Source organism: Pseudomonas sp. TNT2022 ID642, assembly GCF_028656995.1.
GTDB lineage: Bacteria > Pseudomonadota > Gammaproteobacteria > Pseudomonadales > Pseudomonadaceae > Aquipseudomonas.
Genome location: NZ_JAMDGW010000024.1, coordinates 1 through 17,596, shown reverse-complemented (window position 1 = coordinate 17,596; position 17,596 = coordinate 1). Strand labels below are relative to the sequence as shown.

Sequence of the window (17,596 nt, the reverse complement as noted above, 5' to 3'; positions counted from 1 at the left end):
CAAACCAATCTTACAACTTCGGCCCAGCAGCCTTGATCGCGTCGTTCACTTCGAACTTCTTGAAGTTCTCGATGAACAGACCGGCCAGTGCTTTCGCAGCCTCGTCATACGCAGCCTTGTCAGCCCAGGTGTTGCGCGGGTTGAGCAGGTTGGTTTCAACGCCCGGTACGGCCAGTGGCACGTCGAGGTTGATGGTGTCGAGGTGCTCAGTGGCGGCACCGATCAGCGCGCCGCTCTGGATCGCAGCGATCACTGCGCGGGTGGTCGGGATGTTGAAGCGTTTGCCGACGCCGTAGCCGCCGCCGGTCCAGCCGGTGTTGACCAGGTAAACCTTGGAGCCGAAGCCGCGGATGCGCTTGATCAGCAGTTCTGCGTATTCGCCAGCCGGGCGCGGGAAGAACGGTGCGCCGAAGCAGGTGGAGAAGGTCGACTTGATGCCGCTGCCCGAACCCATTTCAGTCGAGCCCACCAGCGCGGTGTAGCCGGACAGGAAGTGGTAGGCCGCTTGTTCTTCGTTGAGGATCGACACTGGCGGCAGTACGCCGGTCAGGTCGCAGGTCAGGAAGATTACAGCGTTTGGCTCGCCACCGAGGTTGTGCTCGGAACGCTTGGCAACGTGCTCCAGCGGGTAGGCCGCGCGGCTGTTCTGGGTCAGGCTGACATCGGCGTAGTCGGCGTGCTTGGCGTCGTCGATGACGACGTTTTCCAGCACAGCGCCGTGCTTGATGGCTTTCCAGATAACCGGCTCGTTCTTCTCGGAGAGGTCGATGCACTTGGCATAGCAACCGCCTTCGATGTTGAACACCACGCCTTCGCCCCAGCCGTGTTCGTCGTCACCGATCAGGTAACGGCTTTCGTCGGCCGAGAGAGTGGTTTTACCGGTGCCCGACAGACCGAAGAACAGGGTCACGTCGCCTTCTTCGCCGATGTTGGCAGCGCAGTGCATTGGCAGCACGTCAGCGGCCGGCAGCAGGAAGTTCTGCACGGAGAACATGGCTTTCTTCATCTCACCGGCGTAACGCATGCCAGCGATCAGCACTTTCTTCTGTGCGAAGTTGAGGATCACGCAACCGTCGGAGTTGGTGCCGTCACGCTCAGGCACGCACTCGAAGTTGGCCACGTTGAGCACTTGCCACTCTTCACGACCGGCCGGGTTGTACTGGGCCGGGTTGATGAACAGGCAACGACCGAACAGATTCTGCCAGGCAGTCTGGGTGGTCATTTTCACGGCCAGGTAGTGATCTTCCGCCGCGCCTACATGCACGTGGGACACAAAGTGCTCTTGCGCGTTGTTGAATGCTTCTACGCGAGCCCACAGCGCGTCGAACTTGTCGGCCGGGAACTTGCGGTTGATCGGGCCCCAGGCAATAGCGGCCTGGGTGGAAGGCTCTTCAACGATGAAACGGTCAACAGGCGAACGACCGGTGCGGTGACCAGTGCGAACAACCAGAGCGCCGGTATCGGCAAGCTCGCCCTCACCGCGGTTCAGGGCTTCTTTAACCAGATCATCAACACTCAGATCGGTGTACACGGCGTTATTGGCTTGCGTCATGAGGTTCCCCGTCGGCCAGTGGCCGAGTGTGCTCCAAACGTTTTGTAGTAGAAAGTCGTGCACTACTACCGCGAAAAAAGTGGGCCGGATTATGCCAGAAAAGCCCAAAAAGAGTAGGGTCCTCCCGTCGTAACGGCGAAATTCCGTCGTTACGCAGTGAATTTACCTGCGCTGAACCGTTTTAGTGCCGGGTATCTGACGGCGTGTCGACGCCTGCGCCAGCGAACAATTGAGCAATATCGGCTGCGTCGAACTCGTAGCGCTCGTTGCAGAACTGGCAATCGATCTCGACTTTGCCACCTTGTTCGGCGACCAACGCTTGCGCATCTTCCAGACCCAGACTGACCAGCGCATTGCCCGAGCGTTCCCGCGAGCAACTGCAACGGAAGCGCAGGTTCTGCACATCGAACAAGCGAACCTGCTCTTCATGGTAGAGGCGATGCAACACGGTTTCGTTGTCCAGGCTCAACAACTCATCGGCGGTCAAGGTGCTGGCCAGCGCCGTAATGTGCTGCCAGCTGGCGGCGCGGTCTTCTTCGTCTTTCAGGCGATCGGCCGGCAGTTGCTGCAACAGCAGACCACGGGCACGACGGCCGTCGGCAAACAGCTTGAAACGCGTGCCGACCTGTTGCGACATGACGAAGTAATTGGTGAAGCAGTCAGACAGGGTTTCGCCGTCGAGATCGACGATGCCCTGGTAACGCTGGCCGACAGTCGGGTCGACTGTCAGGGCCAGAACGCCATTCGGCATCAGGTCGGCGAGGGTCGCGTCCGCCGCGATCTGCTCGGCGTTGTAACGCGCCAGGCCACGGATTTCGCGCTCACTGGAGCACTCGATCATCAGCATCGGAATCGGCCCTTCGGAACGCGCCTGCAGAATCAGCAAGCCGTCGAACTTCAGTGTGCCGACCAGCAACGAGGCTGCCGCCATCAATTCGCCCAGCAGTTGCGCGACCGGCTCCGGGTACGGGTGCTTGGCAAGGACTTCGGCGTAGCTGCGCTCAAGCGCAACCAGTTCGCCGCGCGTATCGCTGTCATCGAAGATGAAACGTTGGGTGAAATCGGTATCCGGTAGGTCGGTCATAGGTCTGGGTATCTGAATGTGGTGACAAAATGGTTACAAGACGTGAAAATTTGCGCTTCTTGGCACCCTTTTTGGTGCCGACTGCTCTGCCATGGGAGGCATTTTATGAACAATCCGGGTTTGTTCCAATCAAGGTGGAACCTCGGCCGGCTGGTTCTGTGCAACGTAGTGCCGTTGGCGCTACTGGCTTTCTGGTTATGGCCTACGGGCAACTCGCTGTGTGTGATTTTCGACGAGTGGCTGTTCCGCTCACTCAATGCACCGCTGGCCAGCAACCCGATATGGCTCCACATCTGGGCAATTGCAAGTCTGCGACCGTTCGACATTGTGGTCGGACTGATCCTGCTGATGCTGCTGATCAAGGGCGACTGGGTGTTCAAGGCCATTGACGTGCGTCGCGCCTTCTTCGGTTTTTTCTCGATCCTGCTGTTGATGGTGGTGATCCGCGCGCTGTTTTCCAAGTTCGCCGACCATATGGACTGGCAACACAGCAGCCCTTCGATGGTGCTGGAAGGCGCGGTGCATATCAGCGATTACTTCCCGCATCTGGAAAAAACCTGGGAGCTGAAGGATCGCTCGGGCCAGAGTTTCCCGGGAGACCATGCTTCCGTGTTGCTGATCTGGGCATTGTTCATGGGTGTGTTCAGCCGCACGGTCGGCCAGTTTGTGACGATCTGGGGCTTGGCGCTGTTGTTCATGCTGCCGCGACTGGTGGCCGGTGCGCATTGGGGTCAGGACGATTACATCGGTGGTGTGTTGCTGGCGGTGTGGGCGTTGGGTTGGGGTTACTACACGCCGTTTGCGTATCACGCCTCGAACTTCTGGCTGAAGGTAACGGCGCCGATCTTTGCGTTACTGGGCAAGTTGCCGCTGGTTGCGCGGATGAGTGTGGTGCGTAGCGCCTGATACCGAACTGTCTTCGGCGAGGGCTGCGCCCTCGATTCGCGAGCAGGCTCGCTCCCACATTGGAATGCAATCTTCTGTGGGAGCGAGCCTGCTCGCGAAGAGGCCAGCACCAACAACGCGATTATTCGTCGTTACTGCCGCCGCGAAACTTGAACAAATCCCGCCGCTGTTTTTTGCTCGGTTTGCCATCCGTGGTAACGCCCAGCGCGCCCGCCTTGCGCATCGCCGCAGCCGCTTCACGCTTGGCAATACTTGCCTCGGTCTCCGCGTACAACGTCTGCGCCTCCGGTGCGCCGCGTCGCACAATCGACAACGCCTCGACCTTCACCGTGCGGACTTCAAACCCGGTACGAATCTCGAACTCATCGCCAATGCGCGGCTCTTTGCCAGGCTTGCAGCGTTCACCGCTACAATGCACCTTGCCGCTTTCGATCGCCGCTTTGGCCAAGGCACGGGTTTTGTAAAAACGCGCGGCCCACAGCCATTTGTCGAGACGGACCTTGTCGTCCTCTTCCTGTTTTTGCGCCATGTGAATTCCTCGTTCAGCCAGTAGTCGGAACTGTACTACCGTTTCTGTCGGGCGCAAGAACTCGGCCCTCCAGATAGACTGTGATCTTGGCCGGTGCATCGCCATGGAGTGATCGAGTGACTAAATTTCCATCTTCATTAATCTCGCCCAAGGCCGGTTGCCAGGCCTGCCAGCAGAGCGAGCCGCTGGGCTTCGATTTTTCCTTCGCCTACCAGCCCATCGTCGATCTGCGCAATCAGTCGGTTTTTGCCCATGAAGCGTTGGTCCGTGGTGTGGCCGGTGAAGGCGCATTCACTGTGTTGGATCAGGTTACAGAAGAAAACCGCTACCGTTTCGACCAGCTCTGCCGGACCCGCGCCATCGAAGGCGCGGCCAATCTAAATATGCAGACACACTTGTCGATCAACTTCATGCCCAACGCGGTCTATCGTCCAGAGCTGTGCATTCGCAGTACGCTCGAGGCAGCAAAAAAACACCGTTTCCCTATCGACCGGCTGATTTTCGAAACCCTGGAAAGCGAGCACGTAGATAACTATCGCCATTTGACCAATATTCTGCGTGAATACCGCGAATTCGGCTTCAAGACCGCCATCGACGATTTCGGTGCCGGTTATTCGGGGCTCAATCTGCTGGCTGATTTCCAACCGGACCTGATCAAACTCGACATGGCGCTGATCCGCGATGTCGATCAAGACCGTGTTCGTCAGGCGATCGTTCGGGGGATTGTCACAATCTGTGCGGAGTTGGACGTTACAGTCATTGCCGAAGGCATTGAGAGCGCCGGAGAACGGGATTTCCTGGCGGACTGTGGAATATTTCTGATGCAGGGCTACTGGTTCGCCAAACCTGCATTCAAAGCGTTGGCCCAGGTTTCACCTGAGGCCTGGACGCGTTAATCGTTGGTTTTTTCCATTGAAGACATTTGACCATTTGACCGTTGTCGGTCTGCGCGAGTGGGTGGCGCTTCCGGATTTGGGAGTCGCCGGCCTGCGGGCGAAGATCGACACCGGCGCCAGCACCTCCAGCCTGCACGCCACCGACATCGAGCCGTTCGAACGCGATGGCGAGAAGTGGGTGCGCTTTACCGCGCACCTGGGCACGGTGGTGCAGTTGCGTCACCGCCGCTGTGAAGCGCCGCTGGTGACGCGCAAGACCATCAAAAGCTCCAACGGCCATGCGCAGGTGCGCTACGTGATCAGCACCACCCTGGCCCTGGGCGATCGAGTGTGGCCGGTCGAGTTCACCCTCGCCTGCCGCAAGTCGATGCGCTACCGCCTGCTGCTCGGTTCCAAAGCCCTGATCGATGGCCAGTTGGTGGTCAATCCGGGTATCAAATATGTACAAGACAAGCCGGTGTTCCCGGTATCTACCTCCTCCACAGGTGTTGCATGAAGATCGCTGTGCTGTCGCGGAACCCGCGTCTGTATTCCACCCGCCGTCTGGTCGAAGCCGGAACCGAGCGCGGGCATGAAATGGTAGTGATCGACACCTTGCGCGCCTACATGAACATCGCCAGCCACAAGCCGCAGATCCACTATCGCGGCAAACCGCTGGAAGGCTTCGATGCGGTGATCCCGCGGATCGGTGCGTCGGTGACGTTTTATGGTTGCGCGGTGTTGCGCCAGTTCGAAATGATGGGGGTGTTCCCGCTCAATGAATCGGTGGCCATTGCCCGTTCGCGGGACAAGTTGCGTTCGCTGCAACTACTGTCGCGGCGCGGCATCGGTCTGCCGGTCACCGGGTTTGCTCACTCGCCGGACGACATTCCCGATTTGATCGACATGGTCAACGGCGCGCCGCTGGTGATCAAGGTGCTGGAAGGCACTCAAGGTATCGGTGTGGTGTTGTGCGAAACCGCCACGGCGGCGGAATCGGTGATCGAGGCCTTCATGGGCCTGAAGCAGAACATCATGGTTCAGGAGTACATCAAGGAAGCGGGTGGTGCAGATATTCGCTGCTTCGTGGTCGGTGACAAAGTCATCGCAGCGATGAAGCGTCAGGCCAAACCGGGCGAGTTCCGCTCCAACCTGCATCGTGGCGGCAGCGCCAGCCTGATCAAGATCACCCCGGAAGAGCGCATGACCGCATTGCGCGCGGCCAAGGTCATGGGCCTGGCGGTGGCGGGTGTGGATATCCTGCGTTCCAATCACGGGCCGTTGGTGATGGAAGTGAATTCGTCACCGGGTCTGGAAGGGATCGAGACCACCACGGGGAAGAATGTGGCGGGGATCATCATTGAGCATCTTGAGAAGAATGGCGGGCCGAATATGACTCGCACCAAAGGCAAGGGCTAAAGCAAAGAGCAAAAGCCCCTCACCCTAACCCTCTCCCATAGGGAGAGGGGACTGATTGGGGGATATTGAAGAAGTACGCCGACTTGAACGAGCACTGCTGAATCCATAATCGACCGATTTTTGCAGGTCGATGTATGACGCCAGACACCTCGGTCAGCTCCCTCTCCCTCGGGGAGAGGGCTGGGGTGAGGGGCTTTTGATCTACACAGCATCTCGCGGCAGCATCAATCCCAAAGGCAACCTCACCCGCGCCTCCAACCCCCCCCCGGACCGGTTACGCAATTCAACATTGCCGCCGTGCATCGAAGCAATCCGCTTCACGATCGCCAACCCCAAGCCGGTTCCCTTACCGCCCCGGGCACGATCGCCTCGGGTAAACGGGTTGAAAATCGCCTCCAGTTCCGAAGGATCAATCCCGGCGCCACGGTCCATCACGCTCAGCACCACATAAGGCGCACTGACGTCACCGGACACATAAGCCGCGACTTCCACGCTACCGCCGGCATGGTTCAAGGCGTTGCCGATCAGGTTATTGAGCAAGCGCTTCATCGATACCCGACGCAGTGGAAACGGCTGGATCGGCTCCAGACGCAAACGCACCTTCTCTTCATTCTGGTTGTACGGCGCAGCGACCTCGCGCACCAGATCAGTCAGATCCACTTCCTCCACCGACTCGTCGCGACCATCACGAATAAACGCGAGGAACTGGTCGAGGATCGCGTCCATGTCTTCGATGTCACGCACCATGTCGTCGGTGAGGTCGTTGCGATCGCCCATCAACTCCAGCGACAGCCGTAACCGGGTCAGCGGTGTGCGCAAATCGTGGGACACGCCGGCCAACATCAACTCACGCTCGCGACCGGCCTGCTCGACATCTTCGGCCATCTGGTTGAAGGCGCGATAGACCTCGGTCATCTCGCTCGGCGTATCGCTGATCGGCAGACGTACGCTGCGACCCTGACCGAGTTGCCGGGCGGCATAGACCAGACGCTTCAAGGGTTGGTTGAGCTGGCTGACGAAAATCCACGCCGACGCCGTCGACAGCAAGCCGATGGCGAGGAACCAGCCGAGCACGTTCCAGATTTTCTGGCCGCGCAACGGGTGCGGATACAACGGCACCTTTAGCCAACCATCACCAAGGCTCGGCGCGCGTACCCACAGCGCCGGCGGCGAGTGCATACGCAAGCGCACTTCGGTGTCAGCGCCCAGCTCCGCCTGCATCTGCCGCTGATAGATTTCGCTGTACGGCCAGTGCTGCTCGCCTTCCGGCACACCGGCGCCGACCACCCGGATCAGGGTCGCGGCATCAGCGATCTTCGCGCGGTTTTCTTCATCGGCGGCCCAATAGGCACGCAGCGTCAGGGCGACGCCGTGGCTGTATTGGCGGTCCACCAGCACGTCCTCGTTCATCAACAGATAAACCAGGGTCAGCGCCTTGGAAAACAGCACGACGATGAGCACCAGCCATAGGGTGCGGGAGAAAAAACTTTGGGGGAACCAGACGGGGGTTTTCATCTATAACCGCTACACACTTGCAGGAGCGAGCAATGCTCGCATATTGCGGTTTGCGAGTCTGCGGGCATGGCCGTTCGACCAAAACCTGCAGACTCGCTCCTACAAATCACCGATCACTTGGTGGCGGCACCATCGGGTACAAACACGTAGCCCACGCCCCAGACAGTCTGGATATAGCGCGGCTTCGACGCATCAGGCTCGATCATGCGGCGCAGACGGGAGATCTGCACGTCGATGGAACGCTCAAGGGCATCCCACTCGCGGCCACGGGCCAGGTTCATCAGTTTGTCGCGGGTCAGCGGCTGACGCGCGTTCATCACCAGTGCCTTGAGTACCGCAAACTCACCGGTGGTGAGCATGTGCACCTCGTCACCGCGCTTCAGTTCGCGGGTGGCCAGCGACAACACGTAATCACCGAAGGTGACGTTTTCGTCTTCACTGCCCGGCGCGCCCGGTACCGGTGCGGCCTGACGACGCAAGACGGCTTTGACCCGGGCCATCAGCTCGTCCGGGTTGAACGGCTTGGCCAGATAATCGTCGGCGCCCAGTTCCAGACCCTTGATGCGGCTCAGCTCGTCGCCTTTGGCGGTGAGCATGATGATCGGGATCTGGTTGTTCGCGCCACGCAGGCGGCGGCAAGCGGTCAGACCGTCTTCGCCGGGCAGCATCAGGTCGAGGACGACCAGATTGAAAACTTCACGCGACAACAGACGATCCATCTGCTCGGTGTTCGGTACGGTACGGGCACGGTAGCCCTTGCTGACGAAAAAACGTTCCAGCAGGCTGCTTAGGCCCGGATCGTCGTCAACGATGAGAATTTTTTCGCCTTCAGCAGTTTGTGCAGTGCTGCTCATTGGATGCTCCTTTTAGCTCGGCGCGCATTATGGCGTAGCTGCCGTTATACGCACCGTGTGCATTGTTAGCAGATTTTTCCTTCACTGCCAGAAAACCGGGGTTTATGCCTACAGACTGCGACGCCCCCGAATGACAGAACGCTGGTTATAATGCGCGGCGTTTTGTGCCAGGCAACGTCTGAATCGTTACCGCAGGTGGCAGGCTTTTTTTCCTGTCCTGCGCAGTAATTGTTCGATTTCACGGGTCAATGGGCTGCCTTTTGACCCAGGCAGCGGCAATTTTCTAGCCGCTCAACCAGACTCCGGGCCTTTATTTCCGTGCCTGCGAGCCTGATTTCACAATATGTCAGGTGGTTTTATGGACAGCATCAACAGCCGCATTGCCGAGGAACTCGGCGTACGCCCACAACAGGTCGAAGCGGCCGTCGCGCTACTCGATGAAGGCTCTACCGTTCCCTTCATCGCCCGTTACCGGAAAGAAGTCACCGGCAGCCTCGATGACACCCAGTTGCGTCATCTGGAAGAACGTCTGCGCTACCTGCGAGAACTCGACGAACGGCGCATCAGCATCCTCGCCAGCATCGAAGAGCAAGGCAAACTCACCCCTGCTCTCGAACGCGACATCAAACTCGCCGACACCAAGACCCGCCTCGAAGACTTGTACTTGCCATACAAGCAGAAGCGCCGCACCAAGGGCCAGATCGCCCTGGAAGCCGGCCTCGGCGACCTGGCCGACGGCTTGTTCAACGACCCGAACCTGGCCCCGGAAACCGAAGCCGCACGCTTCGTTGATGCCGAAAAAGGCGTGGCCGATGTCAAGGCAGCCCTCGAAGGCGCCAAATACATCCTGATGGAACGTTTCGCCGAAGACGCCAGCCTGCTGGAAAAACTGCGCAACTACCTGAAGCAGGAAGCGACCCTCAGTGCCCGCGTCATCGCTGGCAAGGAAGAGGAAGGCGCCAAGTTCCGCGATTACTTCGAACACGACGAACCACTGAAAAGCATGCCGTCGCACCGCGCGCTCGCCATTTTCCGTGGCCGCAACGAAGGCATCCTCAGCTCCGCGCTGAAAGTCGGCGACGAACTGCCCGGCACCATGCACCCGTGCGAAGGCATGATCGGCCAGCAATTCAACATCCAGAACCAAAACCGCCCGGCCGACAAATGGCTCGGCGAAGTGGTGCGCTGGACGTGGAAGGTCAAGCTCTACACGCACCTGGAAACCGACCTGCTCGGCGAGCTGCGTGACGGCGCCGAAACCGAAGCGATCAACGTGTTCGCACACAACCTGCACGACTTGCTGCTGGCCGCCCCGGCCGGCCCGCGTGCAACACTGGGTCTCGACCCGGGCCTGCGTACTGGCTGCAAGGTTGCCGTGGTCGACTCGACCGGCAAACTGCTCGATCACGCCACGGTCTATCCGCACGTGCCGCACAACAAGTGGGATCAGACCATCGCCATTCTGGCCGCCCTGTGCGCCAAGCACTCGGTCGATCTGATCGCCATCGGCAACGGCACCGCCAGCCGCGAGACCGACAAACTGGCAATAGAGCTGATCAAAAAATATCCAGCGATGAAAATGACCAAGGTCATGGTTTCCGAGGCCGGTGCATCGGTGTACTCGGCATCGGAACTGGCGGCCAAGGAATTCCCGGATCTGGACGTGTCGATCCGTGGCGCGGTGTCCATCGCCCGCCGTCTGCAGGATCCACTCGCTGAACTGGTGAAAATCGATCCGAAATCCATCGGTGTCGGCCAGTATCAGCACGACGTCTCGCAGTTGAAACTGGCGCGTGGTCTGGACGCTGTGGTCGAGGACTGCGTGAACGCCGTCGGCGTTGATGTGAACACCGCTTCGGTGGCGTTGCTGGCCCGTATCTCTGGCCTCAACGCGACACTGGCGCAAAACATCGTCGCGCACCGCGACGAGCACGGTGCGTTCAAAACCCGTGCAGCGCTGAAGAAAGTCGCACGTCTGGGCGAAAAAACCTTCGAACAGGCCGCCGGTTTCTTGCGCGTGATGAACGGCGACAACCCGCTGGATTCGTCGGCGGTGCACCCGGAAGCCTATCCGCTGGTGCAGCGCATTGCCGCTGAAACCGACCGTGATATCCGTTCGCTGATCGGCGATGCCGGGTTCCTCAAGCGTCTGGATCCGAAGAAATTCACCGACGAGACCTTCGGTCTGCCGACCGTCACCGACATCATCCAGGAACTGGAAAAACCCGGCCGCGACCCACGTCCAGAGTTCAAGACCGCCGAGTTCCAGGAAGGCGTCGAAGATCTGAAAGACCTGCAACTGGGGATGATCCTCGAAGGCGTGGTGACCAACGTGACCGCGTTCGGCGCATTCGTCGACATCGGCGTGCATCAGGACGGTCTGGTGCACATTTCGGCGTTGTCGGAGAAATTCATCAAGGATCCACGTGAAGCGGTGAAGGCCGGCGATGTGGTGAAAGTGAAGGTCATGGAAGTCGACATCCCGCGCAAACGCGTTGGCCTGTCGATGCGCATGGGCGACACCCCGGGCGAGAAAATCGACGGCGCCCGTGGCTCGCGTCCGGGCTCGGCGCAACGCCAGCCTTCGAACAACGCGCCACGCAAGGAAACCGCGACCGCAGCGCCAGTGAACAACGCGATGGCCTCGTTGTTCGCCAACGCCAAGCAGTTGAAGAAACGCTGATGGAGATTCCGGCCGGGCTCGTCGAGAGCGCGTTTTTCAAGCTGTTGGGCTGCCGCCTGCACAGCCTGGAAACCGGGGTGGCGCAAGTCGCCCTGGTGCTGGAACCGGAACTGCGCAATCGCGGTGGCAAGTTGCACGGTGGCGCGCTGTTCAGTCTGGTCGACATCGCCATGGGGCTGGCCTGTTCCAGCACCCACGGCTTTGATCAGCAGAGCGCAACCATCGAGTGCAAGATCAACTATATCCGCGCCGTTTCCGACGGTGAGGTGCTGTGCACCGCGCGGGTGATTCACCCGGGCCGGCGCACGCTGGTGGTGGAAGCCGACGTGATGCAGGGCGACAAACTGGTCGCAAAAGCGCAAGGCACGTTCGCTGTCCTGTAGCTACCGGTCATCATTTTGAGTTAATTTCGGCGCAACGAATCCTGTAGGAGCTGCCGCAGGCTGCGATCTTTTGATCTTGCTATTGAAAAACAAAATCAAAAGATCGCAGCCTGCGGCAGCTCCTACAGGTATGTGTGCGGCTGACCGGTTAGAAAAACCAGGCGATAACGCCAGTTTCAACTTCACCCTTGTAGACCGTCCTGCCCACCCCCATATTGGGGCGACTGACGCGTGAAGGAATCCAAATTGAGCGAACTTCTCAACCGCCGCCTGGCTCTGCTCGGCGAGCGCGCTAACCTCTCTCTGCTCGAGCAGTGCCTGCACGGTATCGAACGTGAATGCCTGCGCGTGACCAGCGAAGGTCGCCTGGCGCAAACGCCGCACCCCGAAGCCTTGGGTTCCGCGCTGACCAACGAACAGATCACCACCGACTACTCCGAGTCGCTGCTGGAATTCATCACGCCCGCCCTTCCGGATCCGGCTGATACGCTGGCGAGCCTGGACAAGATTCACCGCTTTGCCTACAGCAAACTCGGCAACGAGTACCTGTGGAGTCCATCGATGCCGTGCCCGTTGCCGGCCGAGGAAGATATCCCGATCGCCTATTACGGCACCTCCAACATCGGTCAGCTCAAGTACGTCTACCGCAAAGGCCTGGCCCTGCGCTACGGCAAGACCATGCAGTGCATTGCCGGGATTCACTACAACTTCTCCCTGCCGGAAAAGCTCTGGCCGTTGCTGCGTGAAACCGAAGGTTTTGTCGGCACTGATCGCGATTTTCAGTCGTTTTCCTACATCGCACTGATCCGCAACTTCCGTCGCTACAGCTGGCTGCTGATGTACCTGTTCGGGGCATCGCCAGCGCTGGATGCCGGTTTCCTGCGTGGTCGTTCGCATCAGTTGGAACAGCTCGATCCGGACACCCTGTATCTGCCGTACGCCACCAGCCTGCGCATGAGCGACCTCGGTTACCAGAGCAACGCCCAGGCCGGTCTGACGCCGTGCTACAACGATCTGGCGAGCTACACCGACAGCCTGCGCAAAGCCGTGGCCACGCCGTACGCACCGTACGTTGAAGTCGGTACGCACAAGGATGGTGAGTGGGTTCAGCTCAACACCAACATCCTGCAAATCGAAAACGAGTATTACTCCAACATCCGCCCGAAACGCGTGACCTACACCGGCGAGCGGCCGATTCAGGCGCTGGTCGCCCGTGGCATTCAGTACGTCGAAGTGCGTTGCCTGGACATCAACCCGTTCCTGCCGATGGGCATCGACCTCACCGAGTCGCGCTTCCTCGACGCGTTCCTGCTGTATTGCGCGCTCAACGACAGTCCGTTGCTGACCAACACGTCGTGCGGCAATGCCACATCGAACTTCCTCAGCGTCGTGAAAGAAGGTCGCCGTCCGGGCCTGCAATTGCAGCGTGACGGTGAGTCGGTGGAGATGAAGACCTGGGCGGCCGAACTGCTGGAGCAAATCGCGCCACTGGCGGCGTTGCTGGATCAGAGCCATGGCGGCGATGCGCACAGCAAGGCACTGGACGTGCAACTGGCCAAGGTCAGTGATCCGTCCCTGACGCCGTCCGCGCAGGTGTTGGCGGCGATGGCTGAGCACAAGGAAAGCTTTGCGCAGTTCTCGTTGCGTCAGAGCCAGGCGCATGCGGAGTTTTTCCGTAGCGAGCCGTTAACCACGGATGAGCAGGCGAAGTTTGAAGAGCTGGCGCGTACGTCGCTGGCAGCGCAGGCTGAGCTGGAGCAGAACGAGGTGGGCGATTTTGATGTGTTTGTCGGGTCGTATCAGGCGAGTATTTTGGCGATCAGTAACTAAAAGCCCCTCACCCTAGCCCTCTCCCAGTGGGAGAGGGGACTGACCGGGTTGTTGATGCGAAGTACACCGACCTGAAATACCGAGCCGAACTCAGGCCTTGAAATGCATAAAGATCGGCTCCCTTTCCCCTCGCCCCTCTGGGGGAGAGGGCTGGGGTGAGGGGGCAAAGATCTACCGTCGAACGCAAGATCCGAAATATCCACAATCCCCCGCGCCTTAGATTTTTCCGCTCATAAGCTCATTCTAAAAAGTTATTTATTTACCGATTCTTAGATCATTTAGTCTCCTTTCACGCCGACGCTCGGTCGCCTGATATGGAGCTGTTCAATGAAACTGAATTTCCCGCTTCGCCTGCTCGCCGTAGCCTCTCTGGCTGCCGCGAGTTTTCTGGCTCAGGCCGCCGACCTCACCGTCGCCTACCAAACCACCGTTGACCCAGCGAAAGTCGCCCAGGCTGATGGCGCTTACGAAAAAGCCACCAAAGCCGACATCGCCTGGCGCAAGTTCGACAACGGCGCCGACATCATCGCTGCCATCGCCTCCGGTGATGTGCAGATCGGCTACCTCGGTTCGAGCCCGCTGACCGCCGCGATCACGCGCAAAGTCCCGGTTGAAACCTTCCTCATCGCCACTCAGATCGGCGCCGCTGAAGCACTGGTCGCGCGCGACGGTTCCGGCATCAAGACCCCGCAAGATCTGGTCGGCAAGAAAATCGCTGTGCCGTTCGTGTCCACCGGTCACTACAGCCTGCTCGCCGCGCTGAAACACTGGAACATCGACCCATCGAAAGTCACCGTGCTCAACCTCGCGCCGCCAGCGATCATTGCCGCGTGGAAGCGCGGTGACATCGACGCCACTTACGTGTGGGACCCGGCGCTGGGCGTGGCCAAGGAAAACGGCAAAGTGCTGATCACCTCCGGCGAACTGGCCAAGTTCGGCGCGCCGACCTTCGATGCGTGGATCGTGCGCAAAGACTTCGCCGAGAAGCACCCGGAAATCGTCACCGCGTTCGCCAAGGTCACCCTCGACGCCTACGCCGATTACCGCAAAGACCCGAAAGCCTGGCTCGCCGATCAAGCCAACGTCGACAAACTGGTGAAGCTCTCCGGTGCCAAGGCCAGCGACATTCCGCTGCTGCTGCAAGGCAACGTCTACCCGCTGGCGGCTGATCAAGTCGTCACCCTCGGCGCGCCGACCACCAAAGCCATCACCGACACCGCCGCGTTCCTCAAGGAGCAAGGCAAGGTCGAAGCCGTTCTGCCGGACTACGCGCCGTATGTCAGCGCCAAATACATCACCAACTGATCGGGAGTTAACCGCGATGGCCTTGCTACAGCTGGAGCGCATCAGCGCACAGTACCCGGGCAGCCCGACACCGGTGCTGGCGGATATTTCTCTGACCCTGGGGCCTCAGCAATTGCTGGTCGCCCTCGGCCCGTCCGGCAGTGGCAAGACTTCGCTGTTGAACCTGATTGCCGGTTTCGTCGAACCGAGCGCCGGGCGCATCACCCTCGACGGCGTGCCGGTCAAAGGCCCGAGCGCCGAACGAGGCGTGGTGTTCCAGGATGACGCCTTGTTGCCTTGGCAGGATGTGTTGGCCAACGTCGCGTTCGGTCTCGAACTGGCCGGTGTCGCGAGGGACAAACGCGAAAAAATCGCCCGTGAAATGCTCGCGTTGGTTGACCTTTCCGGTTTCGAAAGCCGCCGTATCTGGCAACTCTCCGGTGGCCAGAAACAACGCGTCGGCCTCGCCCGCGCGCTCGCCGCTGATCCGCGCGTGTTGCTGATGGACGAGCCCTTCGGCGCGCTCGACGCGTTCACCCGCGAACAGATGCAGGAGCTGTTGCTGCAAGTCTGGCAGCGCACGGCCAAGCCGGTTTTCCTGATTACCCACGACATTGAAGAAGCGGTGTTCCTCGCCACTGACCTGATTCTGCTCGCGCCGAATCCGGGGCAGATCGTTGAGCGCCTGCATCTGGACTTCGGTCAGCGTTACGCCGCCGGTGAGTCCGCCCGCGCGATCAAATCCGATCCGCGTTTTATCGAAACCCGCGAACACGTGCTGAGCAAAGTGTTCTCGCAACGCAGCGCCGGGCAACGGCAGGAGCGCGCATGAGCAGTTACGACGTTTCCTCGGCTGCGGTAAAACCCGCGCCCCCATCCGTGGCGATACCCGTACGCCGCAGCCTCAGCACGCGCTGGATCAGCCTGCTGACGCTGTTCGCGTTGTTGGCAATCTGGTGGGCCGTAACAGCCACCGGTTTGATCGAGCCGCTGTTCCTGCCGCCACCGTCCGCCGTGCTGCAAAAGGGCTGGTTGCTGGCGACTACTGGTTACATGGATTCGACGCTGTGGCAGCACCTCGGCGCGAGTCTGAGCCGCATCGGTCTGGGCCTCGGTTTTGCGATTCTGACCGCCGTACCGGTGGGCATTGCCATCGGCGCCAACCGCATCGCCCGTGGCGTGCTCGATCCGCTGATCGAGTTCTACCGCCCGATTCCACCGCTGGCTTATCTGCCGCTGATCGTGATCTGGTGCGGCATCGGTGAGTTGTCGAAAGTGCTGCTGATCTATCTGGCGATTTTCGCGCCGATTGCCATCGCCACGGCTACCGGCGTGCGCACAGTTGATCCAGCGAAATTGCGTGCCGCGCAGTCGTTGGGCGCGACTCGCGTGCAGCTGATTCGTCATGTGATTTTGCCGAGCGCCTTGCCGGACATTCTTACCGGCGTGCGCATTGGTCTGGGCGTTGGCTGGTCGACGCTGGTTGCGGCCGAACTGATTGCTGCCACCAGCGGCTTGGGTTTCATGGTGCAGTCGGCCGCGCAATTCCTGGTCACTGATGTCGTGGTGCTGGGGATTCTGGTCATCGCCCTGATCGCCTTCGCCATGGAAATGGGCCTGCGCGCCCTGCAGCGCAAACTGGTGCCGTGGCACGGCCAGGCCCACTGACACATCCCGTTTTTGAATCCCCGTGTAGGAGCTGCCGAAGGCTGCGATCTTTTGATCTTGTTTTTAAAAAGATCAAGATCAAAAGATCGCAGCCTTCGGCAGCTCCTAAACGGGGTGATGACCGCAATTGAAGAGAAAGACCATGAGCAGCCTCAACATCACCCCCTTAAGCTCCGCCCTAGGCGCGCAAATCAGCGGCGTCGACATCAGTCAGCCGCTGAGCCTGGAACACCGCGACGCCATCGAACAGGCGCTGCTCAAGTATCAAGTGCTGTTCTTCCGCAACCAGCCAATCGAACCGCCACAACAGGCACGCTTCGCCGCCTGTTTCGGCGATCTGCACATCCACCCGATCTACCCGAACGTACCGGAACAACCGGAAGTGCTGATCCTCGACACCGCCGTCACCGACGTGCGCGACAACGCAATCTGGCACACCGACGTGACCTTTCTGCCGACGCCGGCGATGGGCGCGGTGCTCAGCGCCAAGTTACTGCCGGAGTTCGGTGGCGACACCCTGTGGGCCAGCGGCATTGCCGCGTACGAAGCGCTGTCGGCGCCGCTCAAAGGCTTGCTCGAAGGGCTGACCGCGACTCACGACTTCACTCGCTCGTTTCCACTGGAGCGCTATGGCAATACGCCTGAAGCGTTGGCGCAGTGGGAAGAGGCTCGGCGCAAGAATCCACCGCTGTCGCACCCGGTGATTCGTACACACCCGGTCAGTGGCCGGCGTTCGTTGTTCGTCAATGAAGGGTTTACGTCGAAGATCAATGAGCTGTCGGAAACCGAAAGCGAGGCGATTCTGAAGTTTCTGTTCGCCCATGCGACGCGACCGGAGTTCACCATTCGCTGGCGCTGGCAGCAGGACGATATTGCGTTCTGGGATAACCGCGTAACGCAGCATTACGCGGTGGATGATTATCGGCCGGCGCGGCGGGTGATGCAGCGGGCGACGGTGTTGGGGGATGTGCCGTTTTTTCGTTGAGCCTTGAACAGCAAAAGCCCCTCACCCTA

The 17,596-nt window shown here is 59.9% G+C and carries 16 protein-coding genes; 11 read left to right on the top strand and 5 right to left on the bottom strand.

What is annotated here, in order from left to right; genetic code table 11:
• Positions 1 to 10: 10 nt before the first annotated feature.
• Complete coding sequence (locus tag M5G26_RS22890) at positions 11 to 1,552, bottom strand: phosphoenolpyruvate carboxykinase (RefSeq protein WP_273916551.1); 1,542 nt, start codon at positions 1,550 to 1,552, stop codon at positions 11 to 13.
• A gap of 181 nt (positions 1,553 to 1,733) precedes the next feature.
• Entirely contained in the window at positions 1,734 to 2,636 is a 903-nt protein-coding gene (gene hslO / locus M5G26_RS22885; RefSeq protein ID WP_150692905.1) for an Hsp33 family molecular chaperone HslO, read from the bottom strand.
• Between the two features lie 105 nt (positions 2,637 to 2,741).
• On the opposite strand from hslO, the gene M5G26_RS22880 reads away from it, so the two are divergent.
• Entirely contained in the window at positions 2,742 to 3,542 is an 801-nt protein-coding gene (locus M5G26_RS22880) for a phosphatase PAP2 family protein (RefSeq protein ID WP_273916550.1), read from the top strand.
• Between the two features lie 121 nt (positions 3,543 to 3,663).
• On the opposite strand, the gene M5G26_RS22875 is transcribed toward M5G26_RS22880, so the two are convergent.
• Positions 3,664 to 4,071, bottom strand: coding sequence for an RNA-binding S4 domain-containing protein (locus M5G26_RS22875; RefSeq protein ID WP_273916549.1), 408 nt, complete (start codon positions 4,069 to 4,071; stop codon positions 3,664 to 3,666).
• Between the two features lie 116 nt (positions 4,072 to 4,187).
• Between M5G26_RS22875 and rimA the strand changes: the two genes are divergently transcribed.
• Genes rimA through rimK form a run of 3 tightly spaced genes read left to right on the top strand, consistent with a single transcriptional unit; the run spans position 4,188 to position 6,365 of the window.
• The gene (gene rimA / locus M5G26_RS22870; RefSeq protein ID WP_273916610.1) at positions 4,188 to 4,967 is read left to right on the top strand and encodes a S6 modification regulatory phosphodiesterase RimA; all 780 of its coding nucleotides are present in this window, start codon (positions 4,188 to 4,190) and stop codon (positions 4,965 to 4,967) included.
• Between the two features lie 16 nt (positions 4,968 to 4,983).
• Positions 4,984 to 5,463, top strand: a complete 480-nt coding sequence (gene rimB / locus M5G26_RS22865; RefSeq protein WP_007917936.1) for a retropepsin-like aspartic endopeptidase RimB — start codon at positions 4,984 to 4,986, stop codon at positions 5,461 to 5,463.
• Positions 5,460 to 6,365: a 30S ribosomal protein S6--L-glutamate ligase gene (gene rimK / locus M5G26_RS22860; protein ID WP_007949201.1), complete on the top strand. Its 906-nt coding sequence runs from the start codon at positions 5,460 to 5,462 to the stop codon at positions 6,363 to 6,365. The genes rimB and rimK overlap by 4 nt, the downstream gene beginning before the upstream one ends.
• Positions 6,366 to 6,566: 201 nt before the next feature.
• Here rimK and M5G26_RS22855 read toward each other — a convergent pair whose 3' ends face one another.
• The gene (locus tag M5G26_RS22855; protein WP_016986270.1) at positions 6,567 to 7,880 is read right to left on the bottom strand and encodes an ATP-binding protein; all 1,314 of its coding nucleotides are present in this window, start codon (positions 7,878 to 7,880) and stop codon (positions 6,567 to 6,569) included.
• 113 nt (positions 7,881 to 7,993) lie between these two features.
• Positions 7,994 to 8,734, bottom strand: coding sequence for an osmolarity response regulator transcription factor OmpR (gene ompR, locus M5G26_RS22850; RefSeq protein ID WP_122605787.1), 741 nt, complete (start codon positions 8,732 to 8,734; stop codon positions 7,994 to 7,996).
• A gap of 358 nt (positions 8,735 to 9,092) precedes the next feature.
• On the opposite strand from ompR, the gene M5G26_RS22845 reads away from it, so the two are divergent.
• The 7 genes from M5G26_RS22845 (at position 9,093) to tauD (ending at position 17,567) form a co-directional block, all read left to right on the top strand.
• Positions 9,093 to 11,417: a Tex family protein gene (locus M5G26_RS22845; RefSeq protein ID WP_064388986.1), complete on the top strand. Its 2,325-nt coding sequence runs from the start codon at positions 9,093 to 9,095 to the stop codon at positions 11,415 to 11,417.
• Entirely contained in the window at positions 11,417 to 11,800 is a 384-nt protein-coding gene (locus tag M5G26_RS22840; RefSeq protein ID WP_007917925.1) for a PaaI family thioesterase, read from the top strand. The genes M5G26_RS22845 and M5G26_RS22840 overlap by 1 nt, the downstream gene beginning before the upstream one ends.
• 246 nt (positions 11,801 to 12,046) lie before the next feature.
• The gene (gene gshA, locus M5G26_RS22835) at positions 12,047 to 13,630 is read left to right on the top strand and encodes a glutamate--cysteine ligase (RefSeq protein ID WP_273916548.1); all 1,584 of its coding nucleotides are present in this window, start codon (positions 12,047 to 12,049) and stop codon (positions 13,628 to 13,630) included.
• A gap of 327 nt (positions 13,631 to 13,957) precedes the next feature.
• Positions 13,958 to 14,935, top strand: coding sequence for a taurine ABC transporter substrate-binding protein (gene tauA / locus M5G26_RS22830; RefSeq protein ID WP_273916547.1), 978 nt, complete (start codon positions 13,958 to 13,960; stop codon positions 14,933 to 14,935).
• Positions 14,936 to 14,951: 16 nt separating this feature from the next.
• The gene (gene tauB / locus M5G26_RS22825) at positions 14,952 to 15,746 is read left to right on the top strand and encodes a taurine ABC transporter ATP-binding subunit (RefSeq protein ID WP_134176200.1); all 795 of its coding nucleotides are present in this window, start codon (positions 14,952 to 14,954) and stop codon (positions 15,744 to 15,746) included.
• Positions 15,743 to 16,582 carry a taurine ABC transporter permease TauC gene (tauC, locus tag M5G26_RS22820; RefSeq protein WP_122597760.1) on the top strand — a complete coding sequence of 280 codons (840 nt, stop codon included), beginning with the start codon at positions 15,743 to 15,745 and terminating at the stop codon, positions 16,580 to 16,582. Before tauB ends, tauC begins: the two co-directional genes overlap by 4 nt.
• A gap of 142 nt (positions 16,583 to 16,724) precedes the next feature.
• Complete coding sequence (tauD, locus tag M5G26_RS22815) at positions 16,725 to 17,567, top strand: taurine dioxygenase (RefSeq protein WP_273916546.1); 843 nt, start codon at positions 16,725 to 16,727, stop codon at positions 17,565 to 17,567.
• Positions 17,568 to 17,596: the final 29 nt, after the last annotated feature.

Excerpts from the sequence above, each read along its gene's own strand:
- M5G26_RS22840 (WP_007917925.1), top strand. The coding sequence starts at position 11,417 with ATGGAGATTCCGGCCGGGCTCGTCGAGAGCGCGTTTTTCAAGCTGTTG.
- tauC (WP_122597760.1), top strand. The coding sequence starts at position 15,743 with ATGAGCAGTTACGACGTTTCCTCGGCTGCGGTAAAACCCGCGCCCCCA.
- M5G26_RS22890 (WP_273916551.1), bottom strand. The coding sequence starts at position 1,552 with ATGACGCAAGCCAATAACGCCGTGTACACCGATCTGAGTGTTGATGAT.
- hslO (WP_150692905.1), bottom strand. The coding sequence starts at position 2,636 with ATGACCGACCTACCGGATACCGATTTCACCCAACGTTTCATCTTCGAT.
- M5G26_RS22845 (WP_064388986.1), top strand. The coding sequence starts at position 9,093 with ATGGACAGCATCAACAGCCGCATTGCCGAGGAACTCGGCGTACGCCCA.
- M5G26_RS22875 (WP_273916549.1), bottom strand. The coding sequence starts at position 4,071 with ATGGCGCAAAAACAGGAAGAGGACGACAAGGTCCGTCTCGACAAATGG.
- M5G26_RS22855 (WP_016986270.1), bottom strand. The coding sequence starts at position 7,880 with ATGAAAACCCCCGTCTGGTTCCCCCAAAGTTTTTTCTCCCGCACCCTA.
- rimK (WP_007949201.1), top strand. The coding sequence starts at position 5,460 with ATGAAGATCGCTGTGCTGTCGCGGAACCCGCGTCTGTATTCCACCCGC.
- tauD (WP_273916546.1), top strand. The coding sequence starts at position 16,725 with ATGAGCAGCCTCAACATCACCCCCTTAAGCTCCGCCCTAGGCGCGCAA.
- ompR (WP_122605787.1), bottom strand. The coding sequence starts at position 8,734 with ATGAGCAGCACTGCACAAACTGCTGAAGGCGAAAAAATTCTCATCGTT.
- tauA (WP_273916547.1), top strand. The coding sequence starts at position 13,958 with ATGAAACTGAATTTCCCGCTTCGCCTGCTCGCCGTAGCCTCTCTGGCT.
- tauB (WP_134176200.1), top strand. The coding sequence starts at position 14,952 with ATGGCCTTGCTACAGCTGGAGCGCATCAGCGCACAGTACCCGGGCAGC.
- M5G26_RS22880 (WP_273916550.1), top strand. The coding sequence starts at position 2,742 with ATGAACAATCCGGGTTTGTTCCAATCAAGGTGGAACCTCGGCCGGCTG.